Annotated in this window: 16 protein-coding genes; 1 reads left to right on the top strand and 15 read right to left on the bottom strand. The window is 55.8% G+C overall.

Features of this window, described 5'->3' with window-relative positions:
• Nucleotides 1-262 precede the first annotated feature (262 nt).
• Nucleotides 263-1,012 carry a LytTR family DNA-binding domain-containing protein gene (locus GOX21_RS18550; RefSeq protein ID WP_170379080.1) on the top strand — a complete coding sequence of 250 codons (750 nt, stop codon included), beginning with the start codon at nt 263-265 and terminating at the stop codon, nt 1,010-1,012.
• A 6-nt stretch (nt 1,013-1,018) separates the two neighbouring features.
• Here the strand turns inward: GOX21_RS18550 and pdeM are convergent, their stop codons facing one another.
• The 15 genes from pdeM to GOX21_RS18625 all read right to left on the bottom strand — a co-directional run bounded on the left by pdeM (nt 1,019) and on the right by GOX21_RS18625 (nt 16,272).
• Nucleotides 1,019-1,681, bottom strand: coding sequence for a ligase-associated DNA damage response endonuclease PdeM (gene pdeM / locus GOX21_RS18555; RefSeq protein WP_170379082.1), 663 nt, complete (start codon nt 1,679-1,681; stop codon nt 1,019-1,021).
• Nucleotides 1,682-1,722: 41 nt separating this feature from the next.
• On the bottom strand, nt 1,723-4,134 hold the full coding sequence (locus tag GOX21_RS18560; protein WP_170379085.1) for a ligase-associated DNA damage response DEXH box helicase: 2,412 nt from the start codon (nt 4,132-4,134) through the stop codon (nt 1,723-1,725).
• Between the two features lie 40 nt (nt 4,135-4,174).
• Nucleotides 4,175-5,482 carry an ATPase gene (locus tag GOX21_RS18565; RefSeq protein ID WP_170351466.1) on the bottom strand — a complete coding sequence of 436 codons (1,308 nt, stop codon included), beginning with the start codon at nt 5,480-5,482 and terminating at the stop codon, nt 4,175-4,177.
• Between the two features lie 117 nt (nt 5,483-5,599).
• Nucleotides 5,600-6,145: a prepilin peptidase gene (locus GOX21_RS18570; protein WP_170379086.1), complete on the bottom strand. Its 546-nt coding sequence runs from the start codon at nt 6,143-6,145 to the stop codon at nt 5,600-5,602.
• Nucleotides 6,146-6,148: 3 nt separating this feature from the next.
• Entirely contained in the window at nt 6,149-7,000 is an 852-nt protein-coding gene (locus GOX21_RS18575; RefSeq protein ID WP_170362504.1) for a tetratricopeptide repeat protein, read from the bottom strand.
• 30 nt (nt 7,001-7,030) lie between these two features.
• Nucleotides 7,031-7,570, bottom strand: coding sequence for a tetratricopeptide repeat protein (locus GOX21_RS18580; RefSeq protein WP_226689821.1), 540 nt, complete (start codon nt 7,568-7,570; stop codon nt 7,031-7,033).
• A gap of 49 nt (nt 7,571-7,619) precedes the next feature.
• Nucleotides 7,620-8,600 (bottom strand): type II secretion system F family protein, encoded by a 981-nt coding sequence (locus GOX21_RS18585; RefSeq protein ID WP_170351461.1) that lies wholly within the window; start codon nt 8,598-8,600, stop codon nt 7,620-7,622.
• A gap of 10 nt (nt 8,601-8,610) precedes the next feature.
• On the bottom strand, nt 8,611-9,579 hold the full coding sequence (locus tag GOX21_RS18590; protein ID WP_170351459.1) for a type II secretion system F family protein: 969 nt from the start codon (nt 9,577-9,579) through the stop codon (nt 8,611-8,613).
• 11 nt (nt 9,580-9,590) lie between these two features.
• On the bottom strand, nt 9,591-11,024 hold the full coding sequence (locus tag GOX21_RS18595) for a CpaF family protein (protein ID WP_170351457.1): 1,434 nt from the start codon (nt 11,022-11,024) through the stop codon (nt 9,591-9,593).
• 25 nt (nt 11,025-11,049) lie between these two features.
• Nucleotides 11,050-12,282 (bottom strand): AAA family ATPase, encoded by a 1,233-nt coding sequence (locus GOX21_RS18600; protein ID WP_170351455.1) that lies wholly within the window; start codon nt 12,280-12,282, stop codon nt 11,050-11,052.
• Between the two features lie 195 nt (nt 12,283-12,477).
• Complete coding sequence (locus GOX21_RS18605) at nt 12,478-13,107, bottom strand: OmpA family protein (RefSeq protein ID WP_170351453.1); 630 nt, start codon at nt 13,105-13,107, stop codon at nt 12,478-12,480.
• A gap of 16 nt (nt 13,108-13,123) precedes the next feature.
• Complete coding sequence (locus GOX21_RS18610) at nt 13,124-14,530, bottom strand: type II and III secretion system protein family protein (protein WP_170351452.1); 1,407 nt, start codon at nt 14,528-14,530, stop codon at nt 13,124-13,126.
• 192 nt (nt 14,531-14,722) lie between these two features.
• Nucleotides 14,723-15,598: a Flp pilus assembly protein CpaB gene (gene cpaB, locus GOX21_RS18615; RefSeq protein WP_170379088.1), complete on the bottom strand. Its 876-nt coding sequence runs from the start codon at nt 15,596-15,598 to the stop codon at nt 14,723-14,725.
• A 152-nt stretch (nt 15,599-15,750) separates the two neighbouring features.
• Nucleotides 15,751-15,963: a hypothetical protein gene (locus GOX21_RS18620; RefSeq protein WP_170351447.1), complete on the bottom strand. Its 213-nt coding sequence runs from the start codon at nt 15,961-15,963 to the stop codon at nt 15,751-15,753.
• Nucleotides 15,964-16,053: 90 nt separating this feature from the next.
• A complete protein-coding gene (locus tag GOX21_RS18625) occupies nt 16,054-16,272 on the bottom strand; it encodes a Flp family type IVb pilin (protein ID WP_170351445.1) in 219 nt (72 codons plus the stop codon).
• Nucleotides 16,273-16,302: the final 30 nt, after the last annotated feature.

Consider the following 16,302-nt stretch of genomic DNA (forward strand, 5'->3'; position numbering starts at 1 on the left):
GACCGCCTGCTGCCGCGCCAATGCCTTGCCAGAGCCCGAAGGCCTGACAGCTTGATCTCAGGGAAAATAAATTTGAACAAATGGACCGAAGAGCAAACGCTTTTTGGTCCATTTGCTTTCTGAAGATTGAATTAAGTTTCAAGGGCCGGGTTTGAATGTCCGGTAAATTGGTGATAAGTAAGCTATTCCAGCCGGTTACGAGAGATTGGTGAAAGCCGTGTGGTGTTGGGCTGGAACCTGTAGTCTTGTTTGTTGAGTATGTATGACCGAAGTGCCCAGACCAATTCTGGCCGAATTCACGTTACGCCGAGTGATTGCAGGCGTTGGTTTCCCGCCTTTGTTGGCCAGTGCGTTCCAGCCTTTTCCGGCCATCTACCTGACCTATCCCCAGCGGCTTGTTTTCTGGATCGGTGTACTGGGATTGGCCCTGTGCGTGACCTGGATCGTCAGACGCGTGAGCCGGAAATTTTTCGCAGAAGCCCATTTCAGCTGGCGTGACATTGCGCTGGTTTTCTTCATTCTGGTTCTGTTCGTGCCATCTATGTGGCTTATGTCATATCTGCTGTTCTCTGCCGGGGGGCAACAGGCGCCGGATGTTCTGGCGGTGGCCCCTTATGGTGCCCTGTTTGCAACCGGGCTGGTCCTGGTGCGCGGGTATAGTCACGTTGATGAGCCGGTGCAGGATCAGATCGCGCCACCCTCGCCACGCCTGACCAAGCGTTTGCCAGAGTCGTTTTCCGGTCAGATCTATCGACTGACAGTCCGCGACCATGCGGTTGATGTTGTGACTTCAGCGGGGACATTCACCATCCGATCCCGCCTGACTGATGCGATCGCCGAGATGGAACCGGTACCCGGCCACTGTACGCATCGTTCCCATTGGGTGGCAGACGATGCCATTGTCGGGGTTGAAAAGCTGGACGGAAAAACCTTCTTGCGTCTGAAGAACACCGATCTGGTTCCGATCAGCCGAAAATACAAACCGGGGCTAGAGCTAGACGGCCTTATCTAAGCCACTCTATCTGGGCATTGGAATGACCCGAGGATGCGATCCGGTGAGTATGGCTATGGCCTGACCATCCATCAAAGCGTCCAATGTATGATCCGTACTGCGTAACCCGCCAGTATATGTGCCGTAGGCCGGTAGGATCAGCCGCGTCTTGTCCACCAAAAAGGCGGGCCGGGTGATGGTTCGACCCCGCGCGTTCAGACGTGCTTTGGGGTGGTAGTGGCCTGACACCTCGGCTTGCGCTGGTGCCTGCGCGATATGGCGGAAAGTCAGCGGGGCAATCTTACACTCGGAGAGATGCGTACCGCCCAGATCAATCGGACCGGGGTCGTGATTACCCTCGATCCAGATCCAGCGCCGACCAGCCTGCAGGGCCGTGATATCACGCTGTTCTTCCGCTTGCATTGCGGCCGAAGCTTTCAGATCGTCGAAGCTGTCGCCCAGGCAGATCACGGTGGCAGGATTGGTTCTGGCAATATCCACAGCCAGCCGGTTCAGGGTTTCTTGACTGTCATAAGGCGGCAGACTCGGGCCGCCCCGCCGAGCGATGCGCTCAGACTTGCCCAGATGCAGGTCGGATACGCACAGCAATTGCTGATCCGGCCACCACAAGGCCCCAGATCCCAATGCCTTCAGGGTCTGTCCCGCAAAAGAAATCGCCACTTCGTTCATGATCCGTTCTTTGCGTGTTTCACCTCCGGACGCAAGCCGTATCAATCACGTGTTAACCCGGCGGCTTGCATCAACCGCGCGCTTTCTTCTGCCAGTAGGCGTTCTTCGGCCGCGCCCTTGACCGGAACCTTGCCGACCTCAAGGAACAAAGGGGCGGCAAGAGGCGATACGCGATCCAGCCGCAGCAGATCAATACGGTCTCCGATCCGGGCGATCATCGCTTCGATCCGCCCGAAATCCACCAGCCCGCGCATGGCCTCTTCGCGGGTGATCTGCATCAACAAATGATCCGGGTCGTATTTCAACAAGGTGTCATAAAGGATATCCGACGAGAACGTCGCCTGACGACCGCTTTTGCGCTGACCGCCCATGTTCCGTTCGATCAGCCCAGCAATCGTGGCCGAGGCGCGAAAGGTCCGTTTCATCACGGCATTTCCGGCCAACCAAGTCTCAAGCCCGTCACGCAGGGCATCCAGTTGAAACAGTGGCCGCGGGTCGGTCACTGCATCCAGCCCCCAGATTAGTGTGGCATAATCGGTTGCGACAAAACCCAGCGGGGCGAGCCCGGTTTCCTCCATACGTTTGGTCAGCAATAGGCCCAGCGTCTGCTGTGCGTTGCGGCCAGCGAAACCGTAGACGCACAGATTCTCGCGCCCGTCATTCGGAAAGCTCTCGATCAGCAGCCGGTCGCGTTGAGGCAGGCGAGACATGTCGCGCTGCAGAGACAGCCAGTCGGCAGTGTGTTTAGGCAGTTGCGGCCAATCCGGCTGGGCAAACATCCGCAGAACCCGGTCGCTTAACTGCGTCGAGGTGGCGAATTTCGTGCCCGCAAAAACAGCAACTTTCGGTTTTCTGTCCGCACGGCGGCTGACCTCAACCACCATCTCGCGCAGGCCCTCATAGCGGACAATCTGCCCCCCGATCAGAAAGGTATCTCCGGGCGTTAGCGAGGCAGCAAAGGCCTCTTCCACTTCACCCAGCGGTTTGCCTCCGCGGTTGCGTTTCAAACGTACCTTCAGCGTGTCGGTGTCCTGAATAGTGCCCAAGTTCATGCGGATACGCTGCGCTGCGCGCGGGTCGCGCAGCTGCATTTGTCCGTCTGCGCGCTGTTGCAAGCGCTGCCAGCGATCATAGGCGCGTAGGGCGTAACCTCCGGTCGCGCAGAATTCCAGACAGGCGTCGAATTCATCGCGTGACAGATGCGCGTATGGCCCCGCTGTGGTCATTTCCGTAAAAAGCGCGCTGGCGTCGAACGGGCCTGCCGAAGCCGCTATCAAGATATGCTGGCATAGCACATCGCGGGGGCCAGAGCCGCGCGGTTCACCGTCCAGATCATGCGCTCTGGCGGCCTCAAGTGCCGCGACGCATTCCACCACCTCAAAGCGGTTGGCAGGTACCAGCAGGGCCTTGGAGGGCGCGTTGTAGCGGTGGTTTGCCCGCCCGATCCGTTGCACCAGTCGTTTGACATTTTTAGGCGCACCAATTTGGATCACAAGGTCCACGTCACCCCAATCGATGCCAAGGTCCAGGCTGCCGGTACATACTATGGCGCGCAGGTCGCCCCGCACCATGGCGGCCTCGACCCGCTCGCGTTGCTGCCGGTCCAGACTGCCGTGGTGAATGCCGATGGGCAGGCCGTCATCGTTGGCAAGCCACAGATTGTGAAAGAAAATCTCGGCCTGTGCGCGGGTGTTGTGGAAAATCAGCGTCGTTTTGTGTTGTTTGATCTGCTCGAGCACCGCCGGGATCGAATAAGCTGCACCACCGCCGGACCAGGGGGGCATTTCCTGCGTTTCCAGCATGCGGATATCCGGATCAGGTCCGGGGTCGGCCTGCACAATCTGACAAGGGTCCGGGTGCCGGGCCAGAAAGTGCGCGATGGCCTGCGGGTCCTCGACCGTAGCTGAAAGACCGACCCGGCGCAGGTCAGGGCACAGGGTTTGCAGCCGCGCCAAGGCCAGCATCAGTTGATCTCCTCGCTTGCTTTCGGCCAATGCGTGGATTTCGTCGACAATCACCCGTTGCACTCCCGCAAACATCCGAGGCGCGTCCTCGTATGAGGTCAGCAGGGCCAAGCTTTCAGGGGTGGTCAGCAAAATATGGGGTGGGTCTACACGCTGCCGCTTTTTCTGCGTAGCCGAGGTGTCGCCGGTGCGGTCTTCGATCCGAATGTGTAGGCCAATCTCATCCGCAGGGCCGCGCAGGTTGCGGCGGATATCAGCGGCCAGTGCCTTGAGCGGAGACACATAAATCGTGTGCAACCCCTCATGCGTGCCATCTGCAAGTTCCGCCAATGTCGGCAAAAACCCGGCCATTGTCTTACCGCCCCCGGTCGGCGCGATCAACAACGTGGCCGGGTCCAAGGCCCGGTTGAACATTTCGTATTGATGTGGGTGAATGGACCAGCTCTTGGCGGCAAACCAAGATGCGATCCGGGCGGGAATCTGCGTCATACGCGCAGATTACCCGGCCCTTTATCGAAATGGCACGGCGTTATTTGACGATGGTCTCGTCCTTGACGAACATGTTGGACCATGCGCGGTCGATCAGGTCAGGGCTCATCTGATAAGGGATGCCCTCAAACTCGCAGATCGAGATCATCTGGTCGATCAGGAAGATCGGCTGGTAATTCGCATAGATATTGTTGATGGTCGGGTATTTAACCTTCAACAGATGGACCAGAGCAGCTTCGTCAAGCGGCATGCCGCGTTTACGCGCCACCATGGCAAAGATTTTCAGGAAGTTCTCCTGGTTCGGGCCGTCGATCTTGATCTTGAAGAAGATCCGGCGCAGGGCCGCTTGGTCGAAGATTTCATTCGGGTGGAAGTTGGTCGAGAAGATGACCAGCGTGTCGAAGGGAACTTCGAACTTTTCACCCGACTGCAGGCCAAGGATATCCTTGTTCTCTTCCAGCGGAACAATCCAACGGTTAATCAGGGCCTGCGGCGGTTCCTGCTGACGGCCAAGGTCGTCCACGATGAAGATGCCGCCGGTCGATTTCAACTGCAAAGGGGCCTGATAGGTTCGCGCTGTGGGGTTATAAACCAGATCCAACATACCCAGCGTCAATTCACCACCTGTAACCACGGTTGGACGTTCGCACTGAACATAGCGTGTGTCGAACCGTTTGCGGCGGCGCAGGCTGTTGGGATCGTCTGGCTCCTGTTCAATCGCAGTATGAACGATCGGGTCATAAACCGTAATCACCTGACCGGCATATTCGATGGCGAAAGGCACATAGACATTATCGCCCAGTGCATCGCGAATCCCGTTTGAAATCGAGGATTTACCGTTGCCCGGAGGGCCATACATCAGGACCGAGCGACCGGCGCTGACCGCCGGGCCCAATTGATCCAGCAGGCTGTCGGGCAGAACCAAGTGGCCCATTGCGCCAATCAGCTGGTCGCGGGTCACCTGAATGTTGCGGATCGACTGGCGTTTCACCTGTTCGCGGTAGACGTCCAGCGGTACGGGCATGGCGCCGAAATATTCTGACTGGCTCAACGCGTCCAGCGCGCGGGCCTTGCCGGCATCAGTCAGCTGATAACCCATCTCATTGCCGCTGTTGGCATTCAGGGTGCCGGTGGCCTCGATCAGCTTTTGCTCGCGGGCCATGTCGATCAGTTCCTGTGTGACGGAGCCTGGTAGACAAATCGCCACGGCGATCTCGGACACAGTGTCTACATTCTTGCGAAAGATCGTTTTCAACATGATATCGCGCATCATGACGATGGGCAGTCTCATTTCGCCCAAACCCTTTGGGGCAGGGGGGGCCATTACCGAAGTTGTCTGCATATTCATGAGCGTCGCCCGTCTATCCAGTATTCACGCCAATGGCCCCTATAAGGGCCGCTTAGGGGAAATCTGGCCCGGCTTTGTGGCAGTACCAAGGCGGCGACAAGGCGCGTTAATGATAGTTTACGAGCCGTAAACAGTGCCTAAGATCAGGTAAATAGCCAGGCTGCCACCAAGAGGCAGGCCCATTGGAAAGTGCTTCTTCCTGTTCCAGCTTTCCCAATTTGGCGCAACGTTGCGCAACGCGGTATGCATGGCCAGTCGATGCGTGACAAAGGCAGCAAGCGTGGTGGCTGCCAGAATAAACATCACCAGAACCCAATCCCCAGACCAGACAAAAGGTGAGGCGGCGGCCATGAACTTGGCATCCCCGGCACCCAAAACGCCAGCGGCATTAAACAGAATACCCAAGATCAGCACGGTCACAATATGCAGCAAGTGCCAGACATATGGGGGAAGTGTCACCGAGAACGACCAGATCGTTAGTGAGGTCCACTGGGTGGACCACGGGGGCAGCACAAACAACCCGACAATGGCGAAAATGACGGCCAGCGCAACAACGGCGTGGTTCTTGATCAGCATGTCCCGCAAGTCTGTGAACGCCACGTAAAAGCAGATCGGCAGAACAAACGGAAGAAACCACAGCGCAGCAAACGCGGGAATACTCATCAATCAGGCATCCTCAAGCGCGCGCAGCGAGCGGACAGCCTCGTCAAAATGCTGTGGATGGGTGGCGATGGCTTCGCGGAACAGGTTTTTGGCTGTCGCCACATCCCCTTGCTTGACCGCAGAGATACCCATCGTGTTCAGCAGCCTAGCGCGTTCCACCTGTGTCATGGGAACAACCGGCAGGCTGTAATTTCCTTGCGCAGCTCGGGCCAGAACCAGATTGTTCTTGGCGGTGAACAGGGATTTGTCCTGACGGATCGCCTCGGTAAATAGGCGTTCGGCTTCGGCAAACTGGCCGCGTGTCAGCTTGGAATAACCCCAATTGTTCATGACACCACCGGGGCGCGTGGTCAGGCCGACCGCGGTTTCATAAAAGTGGTCTGCGCGTTTCCAATCCTGTTTGGAGTCTGCGACCACCGCTTCAAGCCGATACCGTTTGAAGGTTTCATAAGTGGGTGGAATGGTATCCAGAACCGATCTGGCCTGCCCCCAATTGCCGGCGCGGACAAGCGCGTCAGCATATTCGAGCTTGTCGACGTTTCCGGCACCTTTCATCGTCGTCACCTTTTTCCAGGCGGCGACGGCTTCGGTCGACCGTTTCGCACGAGATAAGGAAATCGCCAGTCCCCGCTGCAGGTCGATCCGACCCGGATTTTTGGCGGCGGCGCCTTGAAAGTAGGTGACCGCCTCATTTGGATCGGCGGCGGTCAGCAAGACCTCGTTCAGGTTGGTCTCGTCAATGACGTTGACCTCCTGATAGGTGCGCTCGACCTTTTCTTCCTCGGTTTCTTTTTCGCAGGCAGAAAGGATCAGCCCGCACATCACGATTGGCGCAATCAAGAATTGTTGGCGCATTTTTTGCGTCCCTTACTGCTCTTGCCTGTTTTACGGGAGCTTGCGCAGCTTGAATTGCCCGTCGCCTTGCTGCTCCAACGTATATTCTTGTTCTTCTGCCGTAGTATTAACAGGATTTTCCATTTTTGCGAGCGCTAAGCGCAGATTGTCCCGGATTGCGTCACTTTCGCCATTGTCCAGCGCAAATGCCCGCTTGAAAACCTGCGCGGCCTCGGGATATTCGCCCTTTTCGACCAGCACCACGCCTAGATTGTTCCAAGCAACTGGCCAGTCAGGATTGTCCTTGACGGCCCGTCGCAGTAGGGTTTCGGCCTGTCCTAGACGTCTGAGTCCCAGATTGGCCGTGCCCATCGCCGTCAGGATTTGTGTTGTCATCCCCTGATCCAATGCGGCGCGGGCAAAAGAATCCAGCGCCAGCTCGTATTCCCCGGCGGCCATCAACCGGTTTCCCACCGTAATTTCGTCCGCCCTTTGACCTTTAGGGTCAATTCCGGGGACGTCCAGATCATCTGACGACCCTGTCTCAGTGCAAGAGGCCACCATGGCGATCACCATGGCGGCCTTTAGCATGTGGCGTATACCGTCGTGGATGCGCCTGAAGCCTACTAAATTTGGGTTATTAATTACCCGCCGCAAAATCAGCGATTCCTTTTGCCGAAGGTCCGACCAGAATAACCAGCAAAGGCGGCACCGTCAGGATCATTGTGGCAAGAGTCATCTTGGTTGGCAACTTGTTAGCGGCTTCTTCGGCGCGCATGACCCGTTTGTCGCGCATTTCGCCAGCGTAGACCCGAAGCGCTTCGGCGATCGAGGTGCCGAACGTCGCGGACTGGATCATGACGGTCACGAATGAGCTGACATCTTGCACGCCGCAGCGGGTTCCGAAGTCACGCAAAACCGTGTCCTTGTCCTTACCAGCCTTCAATTCATAAGCGACAATTTCGAACTCTTGCGCGATATCGGGGTAGGAGGCCTTCATCTCACGTGCAACCCGTACAATGGCTTGATCCAGAGATTGTCCGGCCTCGACGCAGACCAGCATAAGGTCCAGGGTATCGGGAAAACCGGCGACAATTGCTTCATTACGTTCGGCAACACGCCGGGTGATCCAGTAGCGCGGCAGAAAATATCCTGCACCTGCCGGAATCAGAACCCTAAGAGCCATCTGTTGACCGGTGAATTCCTGGCCACCCGACAGTACGGTAACCAACATGACGCCGACCAGAATGCCGATAATACCCAGCGCAAATTGTGCAAAGTGGAAGAAACGCACAGCATCCTTTGAATGATATCCGGCTTGCCGCAGCTTTAGCTGCATTGCCGACAGTTCGGCTTCGTTTTGCGGCTCAAGGAATGTTGCGAACTTTTCAAGCTGCTCGTTGCGGCTGGTGTTGCGAAGCTTGTCCTTTTTGGATTTCTTATCGTGTTTTGGTGCGGCAGTGGATTTTTGCAGCTTTTTCAGAGGGTCCTCTGGTTGGTTCAGCATCAGAGTGACAGCGATTAAGATCATCGCCAGACCCAAAACGCCGATCACGATAAGTGGACCGAATTCGCCAAGGTACTGTTTGATCAGGTCGTTGATTGGGGCCAGAACTTCCATTGCAATTCCCTCAGACCTTGATGTTGGTAAGAACGCGCATCACGATCAGGTTCAGCGTCAGCATGATGCCCACGAAGAAACAGGCCGGGATGAACAGGGGATGATCAACCACGTCGTCATAGTAATTGGGATCTGTCACCATGATGAACAGCAGGCAGAAAAGGGGAAACCCTGACAGAAACTTGCCGGACCATTTTGCCTCGGCGGTGATCGCCTTTACACGCCGGAACAGGCGGAAACGGGCGCGGATCACCTTGGCCAGACCAGCCAGAATTTCAGCAAGGTTACCGCCTGACTGTTGTTGAATACCCACGGCCACCGCCAGAAAGCGAAGGTCCTGCATGTCCAGACGTTCAGCCAGATCACTCAGCGCCTCCCCCACGTCCCGGCCATATGCGCATTCGTCGGCAATTACACCGAACTCGGTTCCCAGTGGGTCCTGTACTTCGTTTGCGACAATCTGAATAGACGACACAAATGGGTTGCCCACGCGCAGGGATCGGACCATCAATTCAACCGCGTCAGGCAGTTGCTCTTCCATCATGCCCATGCGTTTACCGGCCTTCCGGCTCACCCAGGTGTAGACACCGCCAACACCGATAAAGACCGACAATGCCACCCGCAGAACCATTTCCGTTGCGGTGCCGACGCTCAGGCCGACGAAAGCAAAGCCTGACAAAAGGATCATGACCATGATCAGTTGTTTCGGGGTGAAGGCAATAGCTGCCTTCTGCGCTTTGTCAGCCAACAGCGAATAGAGCGGGATGCTCTGCGTTTTCATATGCTGCTGCATTTCCTTGCGCAGCTGTTCCAGCACTTGTTCCCGCCCGACACCTTTGTCGAGCATGTCCAGACGCCGGTTTACACGGCTGTTCAGGCTGATGGATTTGCCGAAAGCCACCAGATAGATGCCTTCGACTAGGGCGAACACCGCGACGAAGATCACGACATAGATGAGCGCCTCAACAGGCAGTTGCATTGCCAGATCTCCTACATATTCGTTGGTTCATAGACCGAAGCGGGCAGGTCAAAGCCCCACAGGCGGAAGCGCTCAGAATAGTGACTGCGCACGCCGGTCGCTGTGAAGTGACCGATGATTTTGTTGTCCGGTGTTAGTCCAACACGTTGAAATTTAAAGATTTCCTGCATCGAGATCACATCGCCTTCCATGCCCGTAATCTCGGTGATTGAGGTCATCCGACGCGAACCATCCTGCAAACGGCTGGCCTGCACGATCAGGTTCACAGCAGACGAAATCTGGCTTCTTACCGCTTTGATTGGCATTTCGATACCGGCCATCGCGATCATGTTTTCCAGGCGCGAAATCCCGTCGCGCGCCGAGTTGGCGTGGATCGTGGTCATCGAACCGTCGTGGCCGGTGTTCATGGCCTGCAACATGTCGATCACCTCGGCGCCACGCGTCTCACCCACGATAATGCGGTCGGGACGCATACGCAGGGCGTTTTTCAGACAGTCGCGCGGGCTGACCTCACCTTTGCCTTCGACGTTTGGCGGACGGCTTTCCATCCGACCCACATGGGTCTGTTGCAGCTGAAGTTCCGCCGTATCCTCGATTGTCAGGATGCGTTCTGCGTCATCGATGAAGCTGGACAAGGCGTTCAGTGTGGTGGTTTTACCCGAACCCGTACCACCTGAAACGATGATGTTCAGACGGGTTGACACGGCGGCCTGAAGATAAGCGGCCATTTCTTCGGTAAAGGCACCGAAATTCACCAGGTCATCGATGCCCAGCTTGTCTTTTTTGAACTTACGAATTGAGACCAGCGATCCATCCACGGCAATCGGCGGCACCATCGCATTGAAACGCGAACCATCAGCCAAGCGAGCGTCAACGTAAGGGTTGGATTCATCGACACGACGTCCCACAGCGGACACGATCTTGTCGATGATCCGCATCAGGTGCTTTTCGTCTTTAAAGGTGATGTCGCTGATTTCCAGCCTACCGTCGCGTTCCACAAAGATCTGTTGCGGACCGTTGACCAGAATATCGTTGACAGTATCGTCCTGCAGCAAGGTTTCAAGCGGGCCAAGACCCGTCACTTCGTCATACAGTTCCTTATTCAACTGCGAGCGGTCCTCGCGGTTCAGAACAATGTTCCGGGTTTCCAAAATTTCGCTGACAATCGAGCTGATTTCCGCGCGCAACTCGGATTCGCCTGCATTTTCGAGCGCCGCTAGGTTCAGGTTTTCCAACAGTTCGCGATGCAGTTCGATCTTGATCTCGCCAAGGCGTTCCTTGCGCTTGCGATCGCGATCTCCGGCCACCGGTTCGGCCGCCTTTTTCTGCACGGGCCGTCGAGCGACGGCATTAGCAGTGGGCTTTTTTTCCGCAACAGGTTCAGGTGTCGCGGCCGGAGTTTGAACCGGCTGCGCTTCGGGCTGTTTCTTGTAACGTGAAAACACGGCGGCTCTCTCCCTTTAGGACTGGTTACGCGGCCTCAGCGTCGCTGCTGCCCAAACTATGAAGCGATTTCGCAAGCTTCGCGATTTCGCGACGCAGCGGATTCTTGGCGGCTGCATTGGCCAGCGGTTGTCCGTGGTCGCCACTCTGCATGACCGGCTTGCCGCCATCCGGCAATTGCAGGTCAATGGAGATACCCAAGCTTTCACCCATTCGTTTGACCCGGCTTTTGCCGTTCAGATCGGTAAATTTCGGCGCCCGATTCAGAGCAAAGCGCAATTTGTTGAAAGGCAATTCCTCGGCCTGCAGTGCACGTTTCAGGCGCAGCGCGTTCTGAGCCGAGCGCATGTCCAGTTCAATCATGGCGAAATACACATGTGCGGCCTGAAGAACGGTTTCAGACCAGTGAACCAGCGTCGAGGGCATGTCCACGATCACATAATCAAAGTTCCGGCGGGCTGTTTCGATCACGCGCTGAATATCTTCGGGTGTGATCAGATCGAGCGGCACCATGTCCGATGGCGCTGTCAGAACTTGCAGTTTCTCTTCATAGGTTTGCAACGCTTGAGAAAATACGTCGTCATCCATCAGCGATGTGTCCGAAAGCATTTCAAAGACAGTTTCGCGCCGTGGTAAATCCAGATAGGTCGAAACTGTGCCGAATTGCAGATCCAGATCCAACAGACAGACTGATGGCGCGTCTTTGTCCGATACGGTGGCCAATTCCCAGGCCAGATTGACTGCCATAGTGGTGGAACCGACGCCTCCGGCAAGTCCGTGGACCACAAAGAGGGCCCCTTCTTTCGATTCACCTTGCGCCAAAGGTGCAGCGGCCTGCTGTACTGCAACTGGATCGGGCTGGTTCATCCGGGCGATAGCTTCCTGCAATTCGCCTTCGGGCAGAGGGTAGGGGACGAACTCGTCCGCGCCTTTGCGCAACAGTTGGTGTAGAGACGCGGGAGTGACGTCTTCGGCGATCAGGACGATTTTGATCTTCTTTTCTTTGGCTCGCGTGATGATCTCACCCATCAAGGACAGGTTGTCTTCATCTTCGCCGTCAATCGCCAAGGCGACAAACTCCAAAGAATCGGCATCAGGTTGGCTGAAGAATGCCAGAGCTTCGGCAAAACCGAGATCACCCCATCGTTCTCCCAGTGCAACCTCCATATCTTCGATCAGAAGGTCGAAATTCTGGACGTCACGGCTGATGGTGCAGGCCAGAATGGCGTTTTTATCATCTTGTGGCGATGCGCTCGTCATTAACACAATCCTTGTCGCGAGAGCCGACCAACCCAGAGAACCCGAAGATTCTGTCTGGTTCGCTCTTGCCCCGTCGCGGCCAGATTTGGCCGCAGGTCACCTAATTGTTGAAAATTTGGCTTGGAACTTAGGCAAGATTTAGGCGCAAAAGAACCAATTGTAGGGAAATGGGCGACGATGTCGCCCAAATCCGACTTATTGTTCGGTTGTATCGCCAACTCGTGTCTGGCTACGCAGTTGCGCCTCGTACGTCGCGCTTTGTACATATTCGCGATAGACGATGGCGGCATACTTGCCGTCCAGAACCAGCGGGTTGCGATCCACAAAGCCCGAAACCTCGGTCACGGTGCGGCGGTTGCGCCGATCGCGATTCGGGGTATCGATCAACGGGCGTGACTTGCCGAAGGAAACGACAGCCTCAAGACGTGAGCGCGAGATGCCCTGCTGTGTCAGGAAGGCAACCGCCGCATTGGCGCGTCGCTGGCCCAGTGCCTTGTTGTAACCAGTCGAACCGACGGCGTCGGTATGGCCATAGACCCGGAACCGCGCTTCGGGGAACTGTTTGATCCACGCAGCCTGCCGCAACAGAACCCGCTGAGCCGTTTCGTCCAGCTTTGCGCTGTCAAAGGCAAAGTTGATCTGCGTCGGAACCTCGGCCGCGAACCGCTGACCCAGGATTTGGGCATAGGTCAGTTCGCCGTTCATGACCTGGGTATTGTTCAGGGTCGCATTCCCGAAAGCACCTTGATCAACTTCATACCCGGCTTCACGCGTGCAAGCGGCGACAGCAACCGAAAGACCCAGTGTGATTATCCACTTCTGCATTGGTCCTATCCTCCTATCAATCCAGAACGTAGCCGTAGGAGCTGCCAAAGTCCTGCTTGGCCACTTCCGAGGCTGCGCCGGCACCCGGGCGCGTTGTACGACCGACTTTGCCGTTCACGAACAGATCAAATTCGCTGGGCGGCTTGACCCGATCTGTTGGCAATGCCAGCGCTTCACCACGTGTCGGCGAAACCAGATGCGCAGTGATTATGATAACCAGTTCGCTTTGTTGGCGCTGGTATTCCGCAGAGCGGAACAACGCTCCCAGCACCGGAATATCACCGACCCAGGGAACTTGGCTGTTCAGGTCTGCAAAGTCATCTTGAATCAACCCCGCGATTGCGAAGCTCTCACCATCTCGCAATTCAACCGTCGTGCTGGTCTGACGAGTGACAAAGCTAGGAACTGTATCGCCTTGGATAGTAAAGTCTGAACTGGTGTCAATGCTGGACACGGCGGCGGCAAGCTCAAGATTGATCAGATCGCCATCCACAACGCGCGGAATAAAGTCGATTTCAACGCCGAACGTCTTGTATTCAATGGCAATAACACCATCTTCTTGCGGCACCGGAATGGGAACTTCACCGCCGGCAAGGAAGGTTGCTTCCTGACCCGACAGGGCAGACAGGTTTGGCTCTGCCAGACTGCGGGCAAGACCTTTGGCCTCCAATGCTTCCAGCAACAAACGCACCTGCGTCGATCCGGCCCCAAAGCCGAACAGGATGGCGCCTGTGTTTGTTTGAAGTATGGGGATGTTGTCGTTCAGTGCGTTGGCCAGAGCACCCGCATTGTTGAGGGTGTTGAAACCACCTGTCACGTCACCGCCGCCGAAGCCCAGCGAAGCGGTCAGGCTTTTTGCCACCGAGCGGTTCATCTCGGCAAAGCGTACTTTCAGCATGACTTGCTGTACGCCCCCGACTGACATCAGGTTCGAAACACGCTCGGGCGCGTAACGCTCGGCCAGTTCCAGTGCCCGCGCCAGTTTTGCGCCGCTGGAAACCGTTCCCGAAAGGACGATGCCATCATTGGCTGTGCGCACTTCGATCTGTTCACCTGGCAAAATCTGAACCAAACGCTCTTTGAATTCAGATACATCCGGCGATACGCGAACCCGAACATTTGCCAGCAGGTTACCCGCGCCGTCAAACAGGGTCAGCGTAGTCAGACCCGGTGCCTTACCCAGCACATAAATAGTGCGATCCGAAAGCGACGAGATATCGGCGATTCCGGCATTAGCAATGCTAAGTTCGGCGAAAGGTTCTTCGCTTTCCACCACAATTGCGCGGTTCATCGGAACGTCCAGCGTTTCCGCTGAACCATTCTTTACCACGCGCAAAGTTTCAGCCCAGGCCGTATGGCCGACCGGACCAACTATAAGCGCCAACCCCATAAGGGTTGCGCTGATCCAAGTACGTATTGTCATGTGACCTGCCTCTCCGATCACGCCTCGTTTTTTGGGTCTATGCCCTATGTCAGGTAACACTGCGCGAATTACGAATTTATTGCAATAATCAAGGGTTTCTGGAATTTTCCTTATGTGGACAATGCGCAACATGCATAACGAAACAAGCCGCGCAGTTGGCGCGGCTTGTATTGGTAAATCTCTGATTTAACGTCAGTTTGTGCAAGGAATTTCGGTTTGCACAATTTCTCCGCTACGTCGAACTCTCGTGTAGCATTTCCGTTCTTCAGCCTGAACCGGGGCAGGGGCTGCTTCTTTGATTCCCAACAGTTTTCGCTGGTCCACTTCAACCGCACTTGCGATTGTGTCGTCCTGCACCCCAACTAAGGCCAATGACAAGCGACCTGTGTTTTGTGCTTGGGCCAAAGCCGCGATTTCTTCTGGGGTGGCGGCTACTGTCACAGTACGCGCAATTGTTGTGCCCGTCAGATCTGATCCCGCTGACTGGTCAATCGCGACCAATTCGATGTTGGTCTGAATCAGGCGGGTGATTTCGCCGACTCCAGCCTGAAGGTTGCTGTTAACGGTTCCGGTCCAATACACATCTACACTATCACCAGGGCGCAAAAAGCCAGAAACACCAGACGCAACATCAACGCTGATCGCAAAAGCGCGTTTACCTTTTTCTATCCGTGAGGTCAGACCTGCAGCCTCCCCAGGATTGGTGACTTTGACCTCCATGAGGGCCTCGTCTTTTTCCATCGCTCTCAGGACGAATCGGTCTCCCTTAGCGTCTTCAGGAAACAAAACGGCCATGTCCACGAAGCTGCCTTCCGGGATTGCTTCGTCAGGCCAGTTGACGACACGAACGTCTTCCTTGGCCAGGCGCTCTCCGTATTTCATGGCTCGGTTGGATACAAGAACGCCAGTGGTCCCTTCCAGGGCCGCATTTTCCAACGCTTGTTGCGCGGCCAGGCGTTCTCGGGCGAGTTGGTCCTGATGCTGTGCGATGTAGTCGCGCGCCAAATAGACGGCGCCTCCGGCCAAAGCCACCCCGACAATCAGGACAAGTCCAAATACTGCACGCATTCACGTCCCCTCGTATTGTTCTATTTTGGTTTGTTCGCCGCGACATTACGACGAAGTCCATTTCTTCGTAATGTTAAATTGTGTCGAAAAGGGGGACAATCTCGATTAATTTCGTGATTGTAATTCCGCACTCATTCTGAGGCGTTTCCGCATCAGGGGCTGGTGGCGGAAAACTTTGTGCGTATGTCTTGAACCTCAACCGCAGAGACTGCGGCACCATTTTTTGCGTCCAGGTTTTGCACAGGATCTGCGATGTAAAGACCGATGAAAGAGCCAAAGCCAACCAGCATGGCTGTCAGCACGACCCAATCAACCGTTACGGCCCCGTCCTCTTGGTGAGAAAATTTTGCAAGTCTCTTCAGCATAGGAGTACCACTTTAGGGATATTGCATAAAAAGAGGGGCCAAGCCTAAGCAAGCATGGCCCCACCATATAAATCTCTACCGGCGTTTCTATTAGCCGCCGGAGGTCGTCGTGCCGAACTTGGTTTTGATGTCTTCAACCGTGGTGCCGTTGATTTCGGTACCGATTTTGCCCGACAGAGCTGCGGTGCCATCACCGATCGCGCTGTAAGCAACTGCGGCCAGGCCAACGATAGCTGCAGTCAGAACGACCCAGTCAACTGTTACGGCGCCGTCTTCGTCTTTGCGGAAGTTCTTGATGAACTTGATCATGTTACGTCCCTCCTAAAGGATCAAAAGTCA

It is taken from the genome of Ruegeria atlantica (assembly GCF_013032005.1).
In the GTDB taxonomy this organism is placed as follows: domain Bacteria; phylum Pseudomonadota; class Alphaproteobacteria; order Rhodobacterales; family Rhodobacteraceae; genus Ruegeria; species Ruegeria atlantica_A.